11 protein-coding genes and 1 tRNA gene are annotated in these 15939 nt (G+C 58.9%); 6 read left to right on the plus strand and 6 right to left on the minus strand.

Annotated features, from left to right (window positions below):
* The first annotated feature begins 19 nt into the window (after nt 1–19).
* From KSX58_RS03435 to KSX58_RS03450, 4 genes are read left to right on the plus strand one after another with little or no spacing between them, the layout of a single operon-like run.
* Nucleotides 20–1519, plus strand: coding sequence for an ABC transporter permease (locus KSX58_RS03435; RefSeq protein WP_021913206.1), 1500 nt, complete (start codon nt 20–22; stop codon nt 1517–1519).
* A gap of 30 nt (nt 1520–1549) precedes the next feature.
* Nucleotides 1550–2866 (plus strand): ABC transporter permease, encoded by a 1317-nt coding sequence (locus KSX58_RS03440; protein WP_195524676.1) that lies wholly within the window; start codon nt 1550–1552, stop codon nt 2864–2866.
* Between the two features lie 17 nt (nt 2867–2883).
* On the plus strand, nt 2884–3714 hold the full coding sequence (locus KSX58_RS03445; protein ID WP_217735862.1) for an ABC transporter ATP-binding protein: 831 nt from the start codon (nt 2884–2886) through the stop codon (nt 3712–3714).
* On the plus strand, nt 3711–4265 hold the full coding sequence (locus tag KSX58_RS03450) for an FMN-binding protein (protein WP_217735790.1): 555 nt from the start codon (nt 3711–3713) through the stop codon (nt 4263–4265). The genes KSX58_RS03445 and KSX58_RS03450 overlap by 4 nt, the downstream gene beginning before the upstream one ends.
* Nucleotides 4266–4330: 65 nt before the next feature.
* Here KSX58_RS03450 and KSX58_RS03455 read toward each other — a convergent pair whose 3' ends face one another.
* Genes KSX58_RS03455 through KSX58_RS03465 form a run of 3 tightly spaced genes read right to left on the minus strand, consistent with a single transcriptional unit; the run spans nt 4331 to nt 10037 of the window.
* Nucleotides 4331–5011, minus strand: a complete 681-nt coding sequence (locus KSX58_RS03455; RefSeq protein WP_217735791.1) for a TetR/AcrR family transcriptional regulator — start codon at nt 5009–5011, stop codon at nt 4331–4333.
* Nucleotides 5008–7203, minus strand: coding sequence for a YhgE/Pip domain-containing protein (locus tag KSX58_RS03460; protein ID WP_217735792.1), 2196 nt, complete (start codon nt 7201–7203; stop codon nt 5008–5010). The genes KSX58_RS03455 and KSX58_RS03460 overlap by 4 nt, the downstream gene beginning before the upstream one ends.
* Nucleotides 7200–10037, minus strand: coding sequence for a YhgE/Pip domain-containing protein (locus KSX58_RS03465; protein WP_217735793.1), 2838 nt, complete (start codon nt 10035–10037; stop codon nt 7200–7202). Before KSX58_RS03465 ends, KSX58_RS03460 begins: the two co-directional genes overlap by 4 nt.
* A 460-nt stretch (nt 10038–10497) precedes the next feature.
* On the opposite strand from KSX58_RS03465, the gene KSX58_RS03470 reads away from it, so the two are divergent.
* Nucleotides 10498–11802, plus strand: coding sequence for a putative ABC transporter permease (locus KSX58_RS03470; RefSeq protein ID WP_217735794.1), 1305 nt, complete (start codon nt 10498–10500; stop codon nt 11800–11802).
* 215 nt (nt 11803–12017) lie between these two features.
* On the opposite strand, the gene KSX58_RS03475 is transcribed toward KSX58_RS03470, so the two are convergent.
* A complete protein-coding gene (locus KSX58_RS03475) occupies nt 12018–12254 on the minus strand; it encodes a glutaredoxin family protein (protein WP_003807419.1) in 237 nt (78 codons plus the stop codon).
* A 539-nt stretch (nt 12255–12793) separates the two neighbouring features.
* Nucleotides 12794–12866: transfer RNA gene (locus tag KSX58_RS03480), tRNA-Lys, on the minus strand.
* Between the two features lie 103 nt (nt 12867–12969).
* On the opposite strand from KSX58_RS03480, the gene KSX58_RS03485 reads away from it, so the two are divergent.
* Nucleotides 12970–14574: a C69 family dipeptidase gene (locus KSX58_RS03485; protein WP_217735795.1), complete on the plus strand. Its 1605-nt coding sequence runs from the start codon at nt 12970–12972 to the stop codon at nt 14572–14574.
* Nucleotides 14575–14758: 184 nt separating this feature from the next.
* Here the strand turns inward: KSX58_RS03485 and KSX58_RS03490 are convergent, their stop codons facing one another.
* Nucleotides 14759–15790, minus strand: a complete 1032-nt coding sequence (locus tag KSX58_RS03490; protein WP_003807423.1) for a glycosyltransferase family A protein — start codon at nt 15788–15790, stop codon at nt 14759–14761.
* Nucleotides 15791–15939 lie beyond the last annotated feature (149 nt).

Raw genomic sequence — 15939 nt, forward strand, 5'->3', positions numbered from 1 at the left:
AGAAAGGTAAGGGGGTGCCATGTTCTTCCTGAAAATGATCTCTCGCTCGTTCAGCCGGCAGTTCAAACGCCGTCTGCTCATCGCCGTCACCGTGTGCCTGTCCGCCACCGTCAGCGTGGCCATGCTCGGCGTGGTGTTCGACGTGGGCGACAAGCTCAACGCGGAGCTGAGCACGTACGGTTCGAATATCGTCGTGCAGCCGAAGTCCGATGCTGTGGTGAGCGATTTGTACAATACCGGCGATTCTGCTGGCTCGGCTTCGGGTAGTTCGTCCGGTTCGGACGGGGGTTCCACTTCCGACGGCTCGGCTGCGGCGGACAGCGCCGACCCGACCGCGTTTCTGAAGGAGTCGGACGCGCAGAAGATCAAGACCATCTTCTGGGCGTTCAACATCACCAATTTCGCGCCGGAATTGAACATCCACGCGGATGCGGGGTGTGTCGGTTCGGGGGCTGGTTCGGCTGGCTCTGCTGGAACGGCTGGTGCGTCAGGTGCGGCTGCTTCCGCGGCGAAATGCAAGGCGACCAACGTGCCGATCGTGGGCACGTGGTTCGCGAAAACCCTGCACATGGACTCCGGCGAGTCCACCGTGGCCGGCATGAACGGCATGCGCTCATGGTGGAAAATCAACGGAACCTGGCCGAAAGACGACAGCGAGCAGGCGATGGTCGGCAGCGCGCTCGCCGCGAAACTGGGCGTGAACGTCGGTGACAGCGTCACGCTCGACAAGACGATCGCCGTCGGTGCGGACGACAATACGAACGGAGGTACCGGGAAAACCGGCAAATCCTCCACCGAACGCAATCGCGTGAAAGTGAAAATCGTCGGCATCTTCGATTCGGGCGATTCCGACAACAGCGCCATTTATATGCCGTCCATCGCCGCGCAAACGCTTGCGAATCTGCCGAATTCCATCGACAAGATTGAAGTCAAGGCGCTCACCACGCCCGACAACGACCTCGCGCGCAAGGCGTCGAAGAATCCGAACGCGCTCACGCAGGACGAGTGGGAGACGTGGTATTGCACCGCGTATCCGTCGTCGATCGCGTACCAGATCGAAGAGGTGCTGCCGGGCGCGGTGGCCAAGCAGGTGCGCCAGGTGGCCGCGCTGCAGGGCGATGTGCTGAACAAGACGCAGGCGGTGATGGTGCTGATGACCGTGCTGTCGCTGGTTGCCGCCGCGATCGCCGTGGCGAACCTGATGGCCGCGTCGATTGGCGAACGCGGTTCGGAATTGGCGCTGTTGAAGGCGATCGGCGCCACGGACGGCGCGGTTTCGCGCCTTATGCTCGCCGAAACGGCGGTGATTTCGCTGGTTGGTGCGATTGCCGGTGCGCTGCTTGGCTCGGGCGTTGCACAGATCGTGGGGCACGTGGTGTTCGGCTCGGGCATCACCATGCGTCCGATGGTGTTCGTGTTGGTTTTCGTGTTGCTGGCGGTCACTGTGCTCGTGGCCTCGCTTTCGTCGATTCGGGCGATTCTGGGCTTGCGTCCGGCGGAGGTGCTGCATGGTAGGTGAGTTGTGCTTGGCTTTCGTAGGGGGTGTGCGATGACGAATCGCAAGATGTTCTTCACTATGCTGTGGGGCGCGGTGTTCCGCCGTCGCTCCCGTGCGATGATGGCCGTGATCGCGTCGCTCGTCGGCGCGGCCACGCTGTTCTGCCTTGCATCCGTGTGCGTCGCGGTGCCGCAGCAGATGAACGAGGAAATGCGCGCGTACGGCGCGAACCTGATCGTCACGCCCGCGTCCGCAACGGGCAAATCGCAAGGCATCGATACTGCAACCGTACGCAACGTGACGGCGCTCATCGGCGCCGGACACAGCGTGAAATCAGCCGCATACCGGTATGAGAGCGTGCGCATCAATTCCGCGCCGTACACCATCGCCGGCGTGGACGTGAAAGCCGTCCGCGCGCTCAATCGCCATTGGAACGTGACGGGCGATTGGCCCGGCTCGGGCAACGTGATGGTCGGCCGCGACGTCGCCGACGCGCTCGGCGTGAAGGTCGGCAGCCGCGTCACCATCGGCTACCGCGCCGCCGACGCGTCTGCTTCAGCGTCTTCTTCCGCGTCCGCAAAATCCGATTCGGACGAATCAACTGAAACGGCAGAATCGTCCGCGCAGGGCACGCAGAGTACGCAAACTACGCAAGGCGAACAGACCACGCAAGCCACGGAAAACGGCCGCGTCTCGTCCGACATCATGGATAACAACGGCACCGAATTCCGTATCGCCGGCATCGTCGACACCGGCGGCAACGAGGATTCCATCATCTACGCCACCACCGCGGACGTGGCCAAACTCGCCGGTTCCAAGCGCGGCGCCGACGTGGTCGAATACTCCGTGAACGCCATGGGCGACGAGCTCAACGACATCGTCAACAACATCAATCGCAGTGCCGACAAAAACCCGAACAGCGCCGTCAAAGCGCAGACCGTCACCAGAATCACCTCGTCCGACACTCGCATCATCGCCATGCTGCAGACCCTGTTCTGGATTGTCTCGCTCGTCGTGCTCGTGCTGACGCTCGTCGGCGTGGGCACCACCATCAGCTCCATTGTGAGCCAGCGTCGCAACGAAATCGGCCTGCGCAAGGCCCTCGGCGCCGATTCACGCGCCATCGGCGTCGAATTCTACGTGGAATCCGGCATCTACGGCTTGATCGGCGGTCTGCTCGGCACTGCTATCGGCTATGTGCTGGCGCGTGTGCTGTGCTCCACCGTTTTCGGCCGTGCGCTCGGCCTCAACTGGCTGCTTTGCGTTGGATCGCTGTTGCTTTCCGTGGCGATCGCCGTCATCGCCTCCATTCCGCCGGTCCGCCGCGCCACCCGTATCGACCCCGCCATCGTTTTGAGGGAGGAATAATCATGGACAACGAACATATGCTGCTGGAACTCGACCACATTTCCAAGATTTACGGCGATCTGCACGCCGTCGACGACCTGAGTCTGACCGTTCCGCAAGGGCAATGGCTGGCGATTGTCGGCTCGTCCGGTTCCGGCAAAACCACGCTGATGAACATGATCGGCTGCATGGATACGCCGTCGAAGGGTTCCGTCATGCTTGAAGGCCGGCGATTGGAGGATTTGAACGCCCGCCAGCTCGCCGACGTGCGCAAGAACATGATAGGACTAGTGTTCCAAAAGTTTTACCTCGTGCCTCATCTGACGGCGGTGGAGAACGTGATGGTGGCGCAATACTACCATTCCGTGGTCGACGAGAAGCAGGCGATGGAAGCGCTGGAACGAGTGGGATTGAAGGAGCGTGCGCATCACCTGCCCGGCCAGCTGTCCGGCGGTGAGCAGCAGCGCGTGTGCATCGCCCGCGCGCTCATCAACTGCCCGAAGCTGATTCTCGCCGACGAGCCGACCGGCAACCTCGACGAGAAGAACGAGAAGATCGTGCTCGACCTGTTCCGCCAGCTGCACGAGCAGGGCACCACGATCATCGTCGTCACGCATGACGCGCTCGTCGCTTCCTGCGCACAACGTGAGATCATGCTTAACCATGGCGTGCTCGTCGGCGAACAGTGGAACGACGAGGAGGCGAAACGTGCGTACGAGGCGGCCGGTGGCAAGCCTGCGCACACCGGTTCCGCCGAGGAAGGCGCGCAGAACGGGGGTATTGCGATTTCGTTCGCCGACCCTACGAAGGCCGCAAAAACCGGAGATACGGACGCGGACGCCGACGGCACGGAAGGGGAGCGCGCATGAGCGCCGCACAATCGAACGCAATCAAAGTCATCGCACTGTCCGCGGCGAGTATCGCGCTGTTGTCGGCATGCGGCGAACCGAAGGCAACGCCGATGGACGACGAATACGCCGGCAATTCCGGTGAAAGCGTGCAATCGCAGGAAGAGAAGTCGAAAACTGACGGCAAGGCGTTCGGCGACACGGCAGACGACGGCGACGCCACCAAAAACCGTGCCGACGCGAATTCCGCAACATCCGACAAGCAGGACACCGGCAACTACGCGGATGGCGACTATTCGATCAACGGCCAGTACGGGCCGGTCGGCGAGGACACCATCGACGTGCATCTGACCGTTAAGGACCAGAACGTGACGGCCGTGGAAATCGTTGGGCATCCGTTCACGTCCATCTCCAAAAAACATCAGAACGACTTCGCCAAAGCCGTACCTGACGTGGTGGTGGGCAAACCGTTGAAGGATCTCAAAGTAGACAAGCTCGCCGGCGCCAGCTGGACCTCCGAAGCCTTCAACAAGGCGTTGGAAGTGGCGCGTCAGGAAGCGTCAATCCAATAGCCCATTCCTTCTGAAACCGACGCGGCACGCCCGTCTTGCGTCGGTGCGGACGGTTTTTCCTGTGATTACCGTGCGGATTCGGCGCATACGTTCGGCCAGAGCAACGTGGCCATGTTCTCGGCCCAGGAATCAGGCTTGCGTTCCTTGCCGGATTGCCGTTCCCCTCCGGCTTCCTGCCCCGCCAACGCTTTGCAAGCCAGCATGGAACCCAGCACCGTGCTGAACAGGAACGTGTAGTCCAAACGGTTTTGAAACACTCCGTCGGCGATGCCACGTTCCATGAACCCCACGAACCGTTCTTCGGCCGGCGCTAGAACTTGTGAGGCAATCGCCTTCAGCGTGGCGTTATCGGAAGACAGCACCACGCCCACGGCTTTCAATCCGAGTTCGCTGTCGAAGCAGTCCTGGATGCGTCGCAGCATGGTGGCCAGTCCGCTCCGCGACGGCTTCAAATCGTTGAAATTCGGTAGTCCGGCAACTTCCGGTTGGATGCGTTGCAATAAATCGTCGGCGTTTCGGTAGCGTCGGTAGATTGTGGTCTTTGCTACCCCTGAACGTCGTGCGACCTCTTCGATGGTCACCGCTCCGATACCATCGGAAATCACTATCCCCAATGTGGCTTTCATGATTTTGCGGTCGGTTTGCTCCCGTAATCGCTCACGTCGGCCACGTACTGTGCCGACGTCTTCCTGCGTGGTTTTTTGCACCGTCTTTCGCGTGCCCTCTTGCGTGGTTCCGCCCATCATGCCGCGATCACTTTCGTGCTTTCCAGCTTGCTTACGTACCAATGGTTGAACTTGACCAGTGGAATGCGCAGTAACAGGCCTATCAGCAGCAGCGGCGGAATGAACAGCAGTAGCGCGCCAATCGCAAACCAGTAATCGTTACTGTAGATTCCGCCGATCGCCGCACGCATTGCTGTGATTGAATGCGTCGCAGGCAGGAACGGGCTGATGCCGCTGATGATTTTCGGCAGCACGGCCAGCGGATATGCGCCGTTCGCTCCGGAGATCTGCATGACGAGAAACAGCACGCCGATGGCTTTGCCGACGTTGCCGAAGCTGGCCACGAGCGTGTAGGTGAAGAACGAGAACACTAGGCTGCTCACCCAGCCGGACAGCATGAACAGCAGCGGATGCACCGCCTGGACATGGAGGAACAGCAGACTGCCTCCCAAGGAGAACGTGCTCTGCAATAGTCCGATCACGCCGAACACACCGTAATGTCCGAGAAACAGCTGATGCGGTTTCGGGTCGCCGAGTTCCTTGCGCACCTTACGCGAGACGGTGGTCTTGAGCGTCACTGCCATGAGCAGCGAACCGACCCACAGTGGCAGGATCGTGTAGAACGGTGCCATCTGCGAACCGAAATTCTTGACTGGGAACACCGCGTTGCGTTTCACTTTTACAGGGGCTGCAAGCGCGGCGGCCAACGAGTCGGTATTATCGCTGAGCACATCTTTGACGGCGCTCATATCGCCGCTGTTCAGCGCATCGGTCAATGTTCCTGTGAATGCGCCCAGTTTTTTGCCCGCGCCGGCCAGACTATCGGCGGTGGAATCCAACACGCTGCTGATGGCGGTCAGATTCTTATCCGCGGTCTTGGTGGTGCCGTTCAGATTGCCCAGCGCGCCTTTCAGATCGGCCGCTGTGGCATTGAGCGCGGTGGTGGTGCTGGTAATGGACGTGGCGATATCGTCAAGTTGCGGTTTCAGTTGGCTCTCATAGTCGGTTTTGATGCCACTGACGGACGTTGCCGCCTGCTGCGCCAGTTTCTTGATCTCCGCACGTTCGGCCGTGGTATCGCTTACTTTGGCGTCGATGTTGTCGGCGCTGCCATTCAGCGCCGATGCTAGGTCGTTGAGCTGTGTGATGGTGGTGCCGACGTTGGTTTTGAGATGGTCGATGGCGTTCCTCACCGCTTCCGGCAGCTTTTCGTTTGCGCTGAGCGCGTCGAGCGAATCATAGATCTGCTGGTAGCTTTGCGCCTGCTTGCTGATGTTCGTGGCCTGGTTGCGTAATGCGTTGGCGGTGTTGCCGGCCTGCGTGCCCGCATTGCCGAATAGGCTGTCCACATCTGCTTCCATGGCTGTGAAGCTGTTGGCGGAATCAGTCAGAGCCGTGCCCAGCGCGGTGGTGCCGGTCTTCAACGCGCCCGTCAGATCCTCCACGCCGCTGCCGGCTTGCTTGAGTGTTGTTCCTACGCTTTTCGCATTGCCGCTGACATTGGCGATCAGACCGTCGGAGGACTCAAGCAGATGCCGTGCGCTTTGGGTCAGCGTGCTGAACGTGCGGAGCGTTCCGGAAGCGTCGGTGAGCGTTTCCGCGAAGTCGCTGATATTGCCGTTGAACTGCGTGAGTTGTTCCTGCGCGGCTGGCTTGTCGAGTTGGTTGGCGAGCTGCGATGCCACACTCAGCGCGGTGCTGGTCAGTGTTTCGGAGAACGTCTCGTTGACCTGCGCGCTGACCGTATCGGCGCCTTGGCCTGTGATCTTCGGAGCCAAGGCGTTCTTCTTTTCATTGTTGTAGTAGGCGATTTCGGCGTGGTCGCCATCGGATGCGAAGAACGTCATCATACGGGTGCTGAAGTTCTTTGGAATCACCACAGCTGCGTAATATTTGCCGGATTTGGTGCCGTTGATGGCTTCTTTTTTGGTGGTGAAGGTCCAGTCGAGCTGATCGTTGGAACGCAGCGTGTTAACCACTTGGTCGCCGATGTTGATCTTCACTGGAATGAGGTCGGACCGGTATCCGTCGTCCTCATTGGCTACGGCGAATTTCAGATTGCCGGTATTGGCGAACGGGTCCCAGCTGGCGGCCACGTTGAACCATGTGAAGATGCCGGGGATCACAACGAGTCCGATGACGATGATGATGGAGACGACGTTGCTGGTGATTCGCCGGATGTCGCCGATGAACAGTTTCCAGATGGTTTTCATGCGTTGCTCCTTTCCTCGTTGTTTTCGTTGTTTTCGGTTGTCTCGGTTGTCTCGGCGGTCTCGGCGGTGTCCGTGGCGGCATCGTTCGCGGCGGCGCTTGGACCGGTCGTCTGCATTTTCTGCATTTTCTGCACCAGTATGGCGATTCCGTCATCTTCATTGTGGTTGACGCCCGTCACGTTTTCCGTCGTTTCTTTGATGACGCTGGTATTGCGATTATCGGATGTCGTGCGTTTGCCGCTGGTGCGTCTCCGCGTTTTGCGCAGCAGTCTGTTCCGCCGTTCCTGTTGCGCCCGCTTTTTGCGACGGATGCGTGCCGCTTGGCGCTCCACCAGCATGGATTGGATCGATTCATCGCTCAAATGGCCGAGCTCCACTTGACGGTTCAGATTATCGCGCATGTATTCGATGACCATGAGGAAGCCCATGATGAGCAGAATCCAGACGACCCACGTGGCCAGTACCACCACTTTCTCTCCGTTGGTGAACGAGAACACCGCCGCCAGAGTTACCGGAACTACGAATCCGATCACCAGAGCTCCGCGCTTGAGTTTCGGGTACAGTTCCGCGAACCGACTTGCGCGTTCCTCGATCACCTCGCGGTAGCCGCCTTTGTCGGCCAGCACCTGAATGGCTTGGGACATGTTGTATCCGCGTTCCGGAAGCTCCACTTCCTCGCCGATAATCATGTCGCTTTCCTTGATTTCGCGGGCGAAGAGTCGGTTGAGGTTGACCAACAGAGGACGGACCACCAGGCCGATGACGAACGCCATGGCGGCAAACAGCAGCAGCGTGCCGATCGCCTTGATCCAATGGCCGTCGTAGAAGCCGGCGATGGTCTCGCGGAATGCGTCTATCGAATAGCTGAATGGCACGAACGGATAGACCATGCGGAAGAACTTCGGCATCATCTCGATCGGATACAGGCCGGAAGCGCCTGGAATCTGCACGATCACCAACGCCACGCACAGGCCCTTGCCGATGTGCATGAACGTGGTGGACAGCGCGTACGTGATGCTCAGATATACCAGCGATGTGATCATGCCGGTCAGTATGAACAGTGGCGCGCAAGCCGTCTGCACGCCGAGTATCAGATCGCCAACGGTGCAGATCGCGCCTTGAATGACGCCCATCGTGCCGAGCAACAGGTATCGGGCCAGATACTTTTCGGTTGCGGTCGGATCGAGACCCTCAAGCCCCTCGTCGTCCACCTCCACTTTGTAGATCACCACAAAGGCGAACGCGCCCACCCACAGTGCCAGATTGGTCATCAGCGGAGCCATGCCGGAGCCGTAGGAGTTGACGGGATACACGTTCTTCGTGTCGATTACGGTCGGGGACTCCATGAACGAGGCGATCTTATCCGCGTCAAGCGAACTGCTGCCGGTCAACGATGCGAGCAGATCCGTAGTGCCCAGCGCCTTCAGGTCGGTGCTGACGGTGGTGAGCTTCGTCTCCATCTTCGCCAGCTGCTGGTCGGTTTGCTCAAGGCCGATGCGGGTGTCTGACGCCACTTGGTCGAGTTGGTCGAGCACGATGTTGGTTTGCCTGACCACGCTGTCCTGGCTGGTCACGGTGCCGGCAAGTGTTCCGGCCGTCCCAGCCAGCGAGCCCAGCGCGGAATTCAGTCGCGGCAGTGCGCCTGAATTGATGGCGTTGCGCGCCGTGCCTGCGCTTTTGAGCGAGTTCTGCGTGCCTATGTTGAAATCGGTGGACAGTTTGGATACGCTGCCGGCTGTGGCCTGTGTGTTCTCGCTCAGGGTTTTGAGGTCGGCGAGTGTTCCGGCTGCCGTGTTGTTGGTATTCTCCAGTTTGCTGATGATTTGCTGGTATTGCGCGTTGTCGCTGGCGGATTTGAGCTTCTCGAGCAGTTTCGCATTGCTGTCGGTGATGTTTTGCATGCCGGTCACCGCCTGCTGCGCCGATCCACTTGCCGCGGATACCGCCGACGAGATCTGGTTGATGCTGGCTGTGGATTGCGCCGTCGCTTGGGAAACAAGTCCGGATCCGGTTTCCAGCGCGCTGTTGGCGTTGGACGAAAGCGTGTTGAGCTGGGTTTGCGCTGTGCCGATGGCGGTGGATGCGCCTGCTAGTCCTCTGCCTGCGCTCGCCGCGGCCAGCTGCACGTCGTTCAGGGCATTGCGTGCTGCTTTTGTCTGCTGTGGCACATTGGCTAACTGGGTGTCGAGATCCGCGATTGCGGAGCGGATCGTGCCTACGTTCCGCTTGGTGTTGTCGAGTTCGCCGATGGTTTCGTTGGCGATGGTGTTGGTGTTGCCGCTGATGGTGCTGTTGGCTGAGTTGACGGCTTTGACGAGCACGTCGCTGACGGTGGAGACGAAGGTGTTGTTGACGGTGCGGTCGACCACGGTCGCGCCTTGGTCGGTGATTTTCGGCGAAATCGGACTCGCCTTCTCGTTCACGTAATATTCGAGCGTGGGGCGATGCTTGCTGTTGGTGACGACGTTGGCCAGATCTTCGCTGAAGTCGGAAGGGATGACGATTGCGGCGTAGCAGTCGCCCGACTCCACCGCTTCCATCGCGTTGGCTTTGCCCATGAACTCCCAGCCGAGCTGGTCGTTGCTCTTCAGCGTGCCTTCGATTTGATCGCCGAGATTGACTTTGCCAAGCAGCGCGTTGTCTGTGCCTTCGTCCATGTTGGCCACGGCCACTTTGATGCTGTCCGTGTTGCCATAGGGATTCCAGAACCCGTAGATGTTGAACCATGCGTATAGCGGGGGAATGAGAATCAGGCCGATCATAATCACCCACGCGGCGGGTACGGTGACCAATCGTTTGAAGTCACGGCGCAGGATCTGCAGTACGTTGTGCATTGTCTCTCCGGGTTGGTGAATCATTCCTCTCATAGCGATACGTATTTCGTAGCGCTACGCGGTACGTATCGTATAACGCGCTCCGGGACAATCGCCATCGCGTTTCATGGATGACGGAAATCGGGTCGAGTACTGCGGCAAAGCCTCGGCAAAACCATCGCCGGCTGACGTAGCCCCTTCCGCTCACGTCCGTGACAAATCGCCATTTCTGTATGTCCGTGAGCGAAAGGTGGTAATAAATCGCTATTTTCCGTCCGTATTTATACCCCCATTCGCTCACGATGCGCTATACATCGCCATTTCTTGCGGACGTGAGCGAAAGGTGGTGTGCGAATGGCGATTGCAGCCAGCTGACGTCCCCCTCTTTTGCTCGCGTCCGCCAATAATCGCACCTGAACCGCTTTTCTTGCGGCGGATATTGCCTACGTTTGGTAGCGTGGGCTGAAGGAAGGAGCGGCATATGAGCGAAACCGCACAATCTGAATCACGATCCGAGGATTCCGCCGCGGGCAAGACGGATGGAGAAATCAAGGCGATTGCCGCCGAAACCGAAATCGCGGCTATCGAAGAAGGCGGAAAGCAGGGCACTGGCGAAGTCGGCAATCCCGCTGACCGTCGTCTGCCGTTAATCGTTCGCATTTACGGCATCGTCATGCTTATTGAAGGCGTGGTGACGCTGCCGTTCATCGTGCTGTCGTGCCTGTACGTCGTGCAGGCCGTGCTTTCCGGCGATATGACGTTCGACGCGCTGAGCCTCACCACGATTCTGTCGGCGATTCACGCGGTCGTGCTGATGGTCACCACCGCGTGCCTGACGGTGTTCGGCGTGCTGCTTTTCAGGAACAAACGCCGGCACATCGCGCAATGGACGTACCTGCTGATTCCGCTTACGCTCGCCGAAGGCCTGCTGTCGCTGGCGTTGAAGGGGCTTGGCCTGAACCTTGTCAGCCCGGCTGTCCAGCTTGTCGTGCTGATCGCCCTGCACATCACCGCCGACCCATCGCTGCGGGAGGAGCGCCGGCTGCAGTTCGCGTTGCGGCGCATGGACGCCCGCAGCGCGTATGAGAACGCCGCCTCCCAAGGCATGGCCGGCCGCGACCTGACCGGCAAAGGCTATATTTCGCTGGATTTCTTCAATTTGTTCTGGTTGTTCGCCATCGGTTGTGTGTTCGGTTTGGTGATCGAAACCATCTACCATTTCATCCTGTTTGGCGAATACCAGGACCGTGCGGGCTTCCTATGGGGGCCGTTCTCGCCCATCTATGGTTTCGGCGTGGTGATCGTCACCGTGTTGCTCAACCATTTGTGGCAGTCGAATTGGTTGCTGATTTTCTGCTCAAGCGCGGTGATCGGTGGCGCGTTCGAATATTTCACCAGCTGGTTCATGCAGGCCGCGTTCGGTATTCGCGCATGGGATTACACGGGGCAATGGCTTTCGATTGACGGGCGTACATCCGGCAAATACATGTTCTTCTGGGGCGTCCTCGGCTTGGTTTGGGTCAAGTTGATTCTGCCGCGATTGTTGCGATTGATCCAGCGTATTCCGTGGAAGATTCGCTATTCGTTGACGCTGGTCTGTTTCATACTCATTTTCGTCGATGGCGTGATGACGCTGATGGCGCTTGACGCTTGGTATTCCCGCATGGCTGGGGTTGCGCAGAATTCTCCTGTTTCGCAGTTTTTCGCCACGTATTTCAATGACGATTTCATGGCCCACCGATTCCAGACCATGAAGATCGACCCGTCCACTGCCGGTCGTATGTAGGCTGGTTTTTGCGTTTTGCGGGTTTTGCTAAGCGGCTGGTCGGGCGATGTTCCGGCTGGCCGCTTTGCTTTGGGTGGCTGATTTTGAACGATTTCGGACGATTGCAGTGGGGTTTTGTTGCGGGTTTTGCCGCGGGGGATTTGATTCTTCCGGATTATTGCCGTTTGGGATTCGTGCCTTCCGGCTGTTTGGATGCTTGACTGCTGTTGCCGCGCCTACGCCGCGATGCTTTGCGCCAGCTGGCGGATGAGGTCGGGGCGATGTCCGCTCCATGAGGAATTCGGTGAGATGACGACCGGAATTTGCTTGAAGCCGGCGTCCTTGATCTGTTCGAATGTGGACGGATTCTGCGTCAAATCGACCGCCACGTACCGCACTCCCAGTTTGGAAAGCTCTTGTTCGGTGGCCTCGCATTGAGGATTGTTCGGATTGGTGAAGACGGTCACGGTCATTCTTTTCCTCCCTATGCAAATCGGCTTCCTTTGGTGCGGAAGATCTTGTCGGCCACGTTTTTTGATTTTGCCTGGCTGAGCAGGCCGTTCATCAGTATACACTACCTGTAGTGGCGTTTCGTACGTTTGCCCACTGTATATAGTGGGGAATTTCCCGTAATACCGAATCTATACGAACAAATGTTCGATATATTCGAGTCTATCATTATCCTCGATTGCGCCACGCCGGTTGCATGCGTATGGTCCGTCCGCGAATCGCCCGCGGGCTGTTCGCTATTCATTTCGGAACACATATTGCGATTTCGCTCGTTTTCTTACGATTGTGAGCGAAAGGTGGTGCCGCATAGTGCGGTAGGGGGTATAAATCGCCTTATTTTCCATACTTTTCGGCGCACGTCGCGAAATAATCGACCGAAATTGCGATTCGTGAGCGAAAGAGGGTGCGCGATATGGTGCGTTCCGTATTGAAGTGCTGAGACCTCATCCCGAAACAAATGAAAAAGTCCTGAGAACCATCGGCTTCCAGGACTTCGAACCTGTGCCCCCCGTGGGATTCGAACCCACAACCCACGACTTAAAAGGACGCTGCTCTAACCGTTGAGCTAGAGGGGCAACAGCAACACAGTATACAGCATATTCGGACCAATCGCCACCACGGGCGTCGGACGGGCGTCGAAATGGCCTTCGGAGTGTTGGTGTGCCTACAATCGAAACCATGTCATGTACCACAATTCTTGTAGGCAAAAAAGCAAGTTACGACGGTTCGACCATCATCGCCCGAGATGACGACTCTGGTTCGGGACGTTACGATCCCAAGAAATTCGTAGTCGTCGCACCGCAGGAGCAGCCGCGGCACTACCGCAGTGTGCTGAGCCACGTTGAAATCGACCTTCCCGACAATCCATGCCGGTACAGCATCGTACCGAACGTGCTTCCAAATCGTGGAATCCTTGCGGAAGCTGGCGTCAGCGAACGCAACGTGGCCATGAGCGCCACCGAAACCATCGCCGTCAACGAGCGCGTGCTCGCCGCCGACCCGCTGGTCGTATTGCAGCCAGCCGACGAGGCCGACGGCAAGCCGGAAGTGCCCGGCGGCATCGGCGAGGAAGACATCATCACCCTCATATTGCCGTATGTCAGCACCGCCCGCGAAGGCGTGAAGCGCCTCGCCGAACTGCTTGAAACGTACGGAACGTACGAATCGAACGGCATCATCATTTCCGACGTGGACGAAATCTGGTACGTCGAAACCATCGGCGGCCACCACTGGATCGCCCGCCGCGTGCCGGACGACAAATGCGCCATCATCCCCAACCAGCTCGGCATCGACTATTTCGACTTCGACGACGCCTTCAGCGACGCGCGCGAATTCATGTGCAGCGCCGACCTGACGGAATTCATCGAAACGCATCATCTCGGCCGCGCGGCCGGCACGCAGGGCGGCATGAACGGCGGCCACTGCAACCCGCGCGTCGTGTTCGGCACCGCCACCGCGAAGGACCATATCTACAACACGCCTCGCGCCTGGTACATGTACCGCTATCTCGATCCGGCCGACGCGGAAAACCTTACCCCTGAATCGGACGACATTCCATGGTGTCTCGAACCGGAGAATGCCGTGACCGTCGAGGATGTCGACTTCCTGCTCGGTTCGCACTTCGAGGGCACCCCGTACGACCCGTATGGCACGCAGGGGACTGAGGAAAGCCGCCATCGCTATCGTCCGATCGGCATCAACCGCACCGGACACATGGTGGCCATGCAGATTCGCCCGTACGCGCCCGTCGAAAGCCGTTCGATCATGTGGATTTCGTACGGTTCCGGCGCGTTCACCACGTCCGCCCCGTTCTATGCGAACGTCGACGACACCCCCGCCTACCTGCGCGACACCACGCCGGAAGTCTCCACGGACTGCCTGTATTGGACGAACCGCCTGATTGCAACGCTCGCCGACGCGCACTTCTACGAGACCAGCAACGCGGTCGAGGGCTTCTCGGAAGATGTCCGTTCCTTCGGCCACCGTCTGGTGGAACGTACGGATGATGCGCTTGCGATTGGTGGGTCGGCGACTGGGGCTGGTGGCGCTGGTTCTGGTGCCGGTTCTGCGGTTGGCGGTTCTGGTTCTATGTCTGGTGCTGCGGTTGATTCCGGTTCCGATGGGCTTGCTAGTCCTACATCTGTTCCGGCCCGTCTTGCGGCGGCTAACGACGAAATGGCGGAATACCTGCGATCGCGCAATACGAAGCTGCTCGGCGACGTGCTGTACACGTCCAGCAATCTCATGCACAACAGTTTCGCCATGTCGGATCGCTGGAACTAAGCCCGCTGGTGCTTTCCGTGTCCGTTTCTCCCGAATCGGACACACAGGCATCAAAATGAAGCGCTCCTGTGTCCGAATCACCAGAAACGGACACAGGAGCGCCTAGCCGATCGCAATAATCGCAATACTCACGCAATATCGCGTAAACCCTCTATCGCGCGAAACCTGCGAAACCCGCGCGAAATCAGTTGAACCCGACCACATGTTCCGCCACGAAATATCCCTTTCGAATCACAAACCGGCCGAGCGAACCATGTAGGTTCAGCGCGCGCGACATCGCCTTCTTACGCACGTCCTTGTAAATCGTCGGCGAATACGCCTCGATATCCGCCCACATGGCCTTCTTCTTCTCGTAATTCTCCGGATCGCGCGACAAAATCATGAAAACGCTCGCGACGGAACTCTGAATCGCCAGAAAATGAATCATGTAGCGGTATAGGCCGTCTGGCACCGTACCTCGTTCGGGGGTGGCGCGCACCATGCACTGGTTGACGAGCCGCAGCTGGTCCACGCGTCGGATCATCACGTCCGTCTGCACGCTCTGCCCGTCGCGGCCGATGAAATAGTGGTAGAACGGCGTATCCACGTATTGCAGCGACTTGACCCACGGGAACGGCTGGTACGCGTAGATGAAGTCCACGTAGAACGTGTGTTCCGGCAGCTGCATCTTCGATTCGCGCACCACGGCGGTACGGTAGATCAGCGCGTGCATGAGAATGTATTCGGTCAGGCCGAAATGTCCCAGATCGTCCCAAGTGAGCCGCTTGCCGGGCTCCATGGCGTGACGGAAGTTCACGACGTGCTTGTTGCGCTTGCCCACCTTGTCATACACATAGTTGGTGACGAGCATGTCGAGCGGCTCGTCCTTGCCGACCTCGCCGCGCAGCACGGCCATGACCTGTTCGAGCGATTCCGGGCCGACCCAATCGTCCGCGTCCACGACCTTCACGTACATGCCGCTCGCCGCCGCGATGCCGGTGTTGACCGCGCCGCCGTGGCCCTTGTTCTCCTGATGGATCGCGCGCACGATTCCCGGATTGCGCGCCTCGAACGTCTTCGCCATCTCCAGCGTGCCGTCGGACGAGCCGTCATCCACGATCAGCACTTCGATGTCGTCGTTGCGCTTCGACGCGATCAACGATTCGACGCACCGTTCCAGGTATTCCGTCATGTTGTACGCGGGCACCACGAAGGTGAGCGTCTTCTTCTCCTGCATATTCTTCCTCGGATCGGGCTCGTGTCGGGCCGTGCGGCTGGCCGACCGCTCCGGCCAAAAGCATAACGAAACTAACGTAGCACCATGTGCGGTTCCGGGGCACGGTTTTGCGCACAAACGGCACCCTGAAATACGCAATCTGCACCTGA

Source organism: Bifidobacterium sp. MSK.17.10, from assembly GCF_019129655.1.
Classification (GTDB): Bacteria; Actinomycetota; Actinomycetes; order Actinomycetales; family Bifidobacteriaceae; genus Bifidobacterium; species Bifidobacterium adolescentis.

Excerpts from the sequence above, each read along its gene's own strand:
- KSX58_RS03435 (WP_021913206.1), top strand. The coding sequence starts at position 20 with ATGTTCTTCCTGAAAATGATCTCTCGCTCGTTCAGCCGGCAGTTCAAA.
- KSX58_RS03440 (WP_195524676.1), top strand. The coding sequence starts at position 1,550 with ATGACGAATCGCAAGATGTTCTTCACTATGCTGTGGGGCGCGGTGTTC.
- KSX58_RS03445 (WP_217735862.1), top strand. The coding sequence starts at position 2,884 with ATGCTGCTGGAACTCGACCACATTTCCAAGATTTACGGCGATCTGCAC.
- KSX58_RS03450 (WP_217735790.1), top strand. The coding sequence starts at position 3,711 with ATGAGCGCCGCACAATCGAACGCAATCAAAGTCATCGCACTGTCCGCG.
- KSX58_RS03455 (WP_217735791.1), bottom strand. The coding sequence starts at position 5,011 with ATGATGGGCGGAACCACGCAAGAGGGCACGCGAAAGACGGTGCAAAAA.
- KSX58_RS03460 (WP_217735792.1), bottom strand. The coding sequence starts at position 7,203 with ATGAAAACCATCTGGAAACTGTTCATCGGCGACATCCGGCGAATCACC.
- KSX58_RS03465 (WP_217735793.1), bottom strand. The coding sequence starts at position 10,037 with ATGCACAACGTACTGCAGATCCTGCGCCGTGACTTCAAACGATTGGTC.
- KSX58_RS03470 (WP_217735794.1), top strand. The coding sequence starts at position 10,498 with ATGAGCGAAACCGCACAATCTGAATCACGATCCGAGGATTCCGCCGCG.
- KSX58_RS03475 (WP_003807419.1), bottom strand. The coding sequence starts at position 12,254 with ATGACCGTGACCGTCTTCACCAATCCGAACAATCCTCAATGCGAGGCC.
- KSX58_RS03485 (WP_217735795.1), top strand. The coding sequence starts at position 12,970 with ATGTCATGTACCACAATTCTTGTAGGCAAAAAAGCAAGTTACGACGGT.
- KSX58_RS03490 (WP_003807423.1), bottom strand. The coding sequence starts at position 15,790 with ATGCAGGAGAAGAAGACGCTCACCTTCGTGGTGCCCGCGTACAACATG.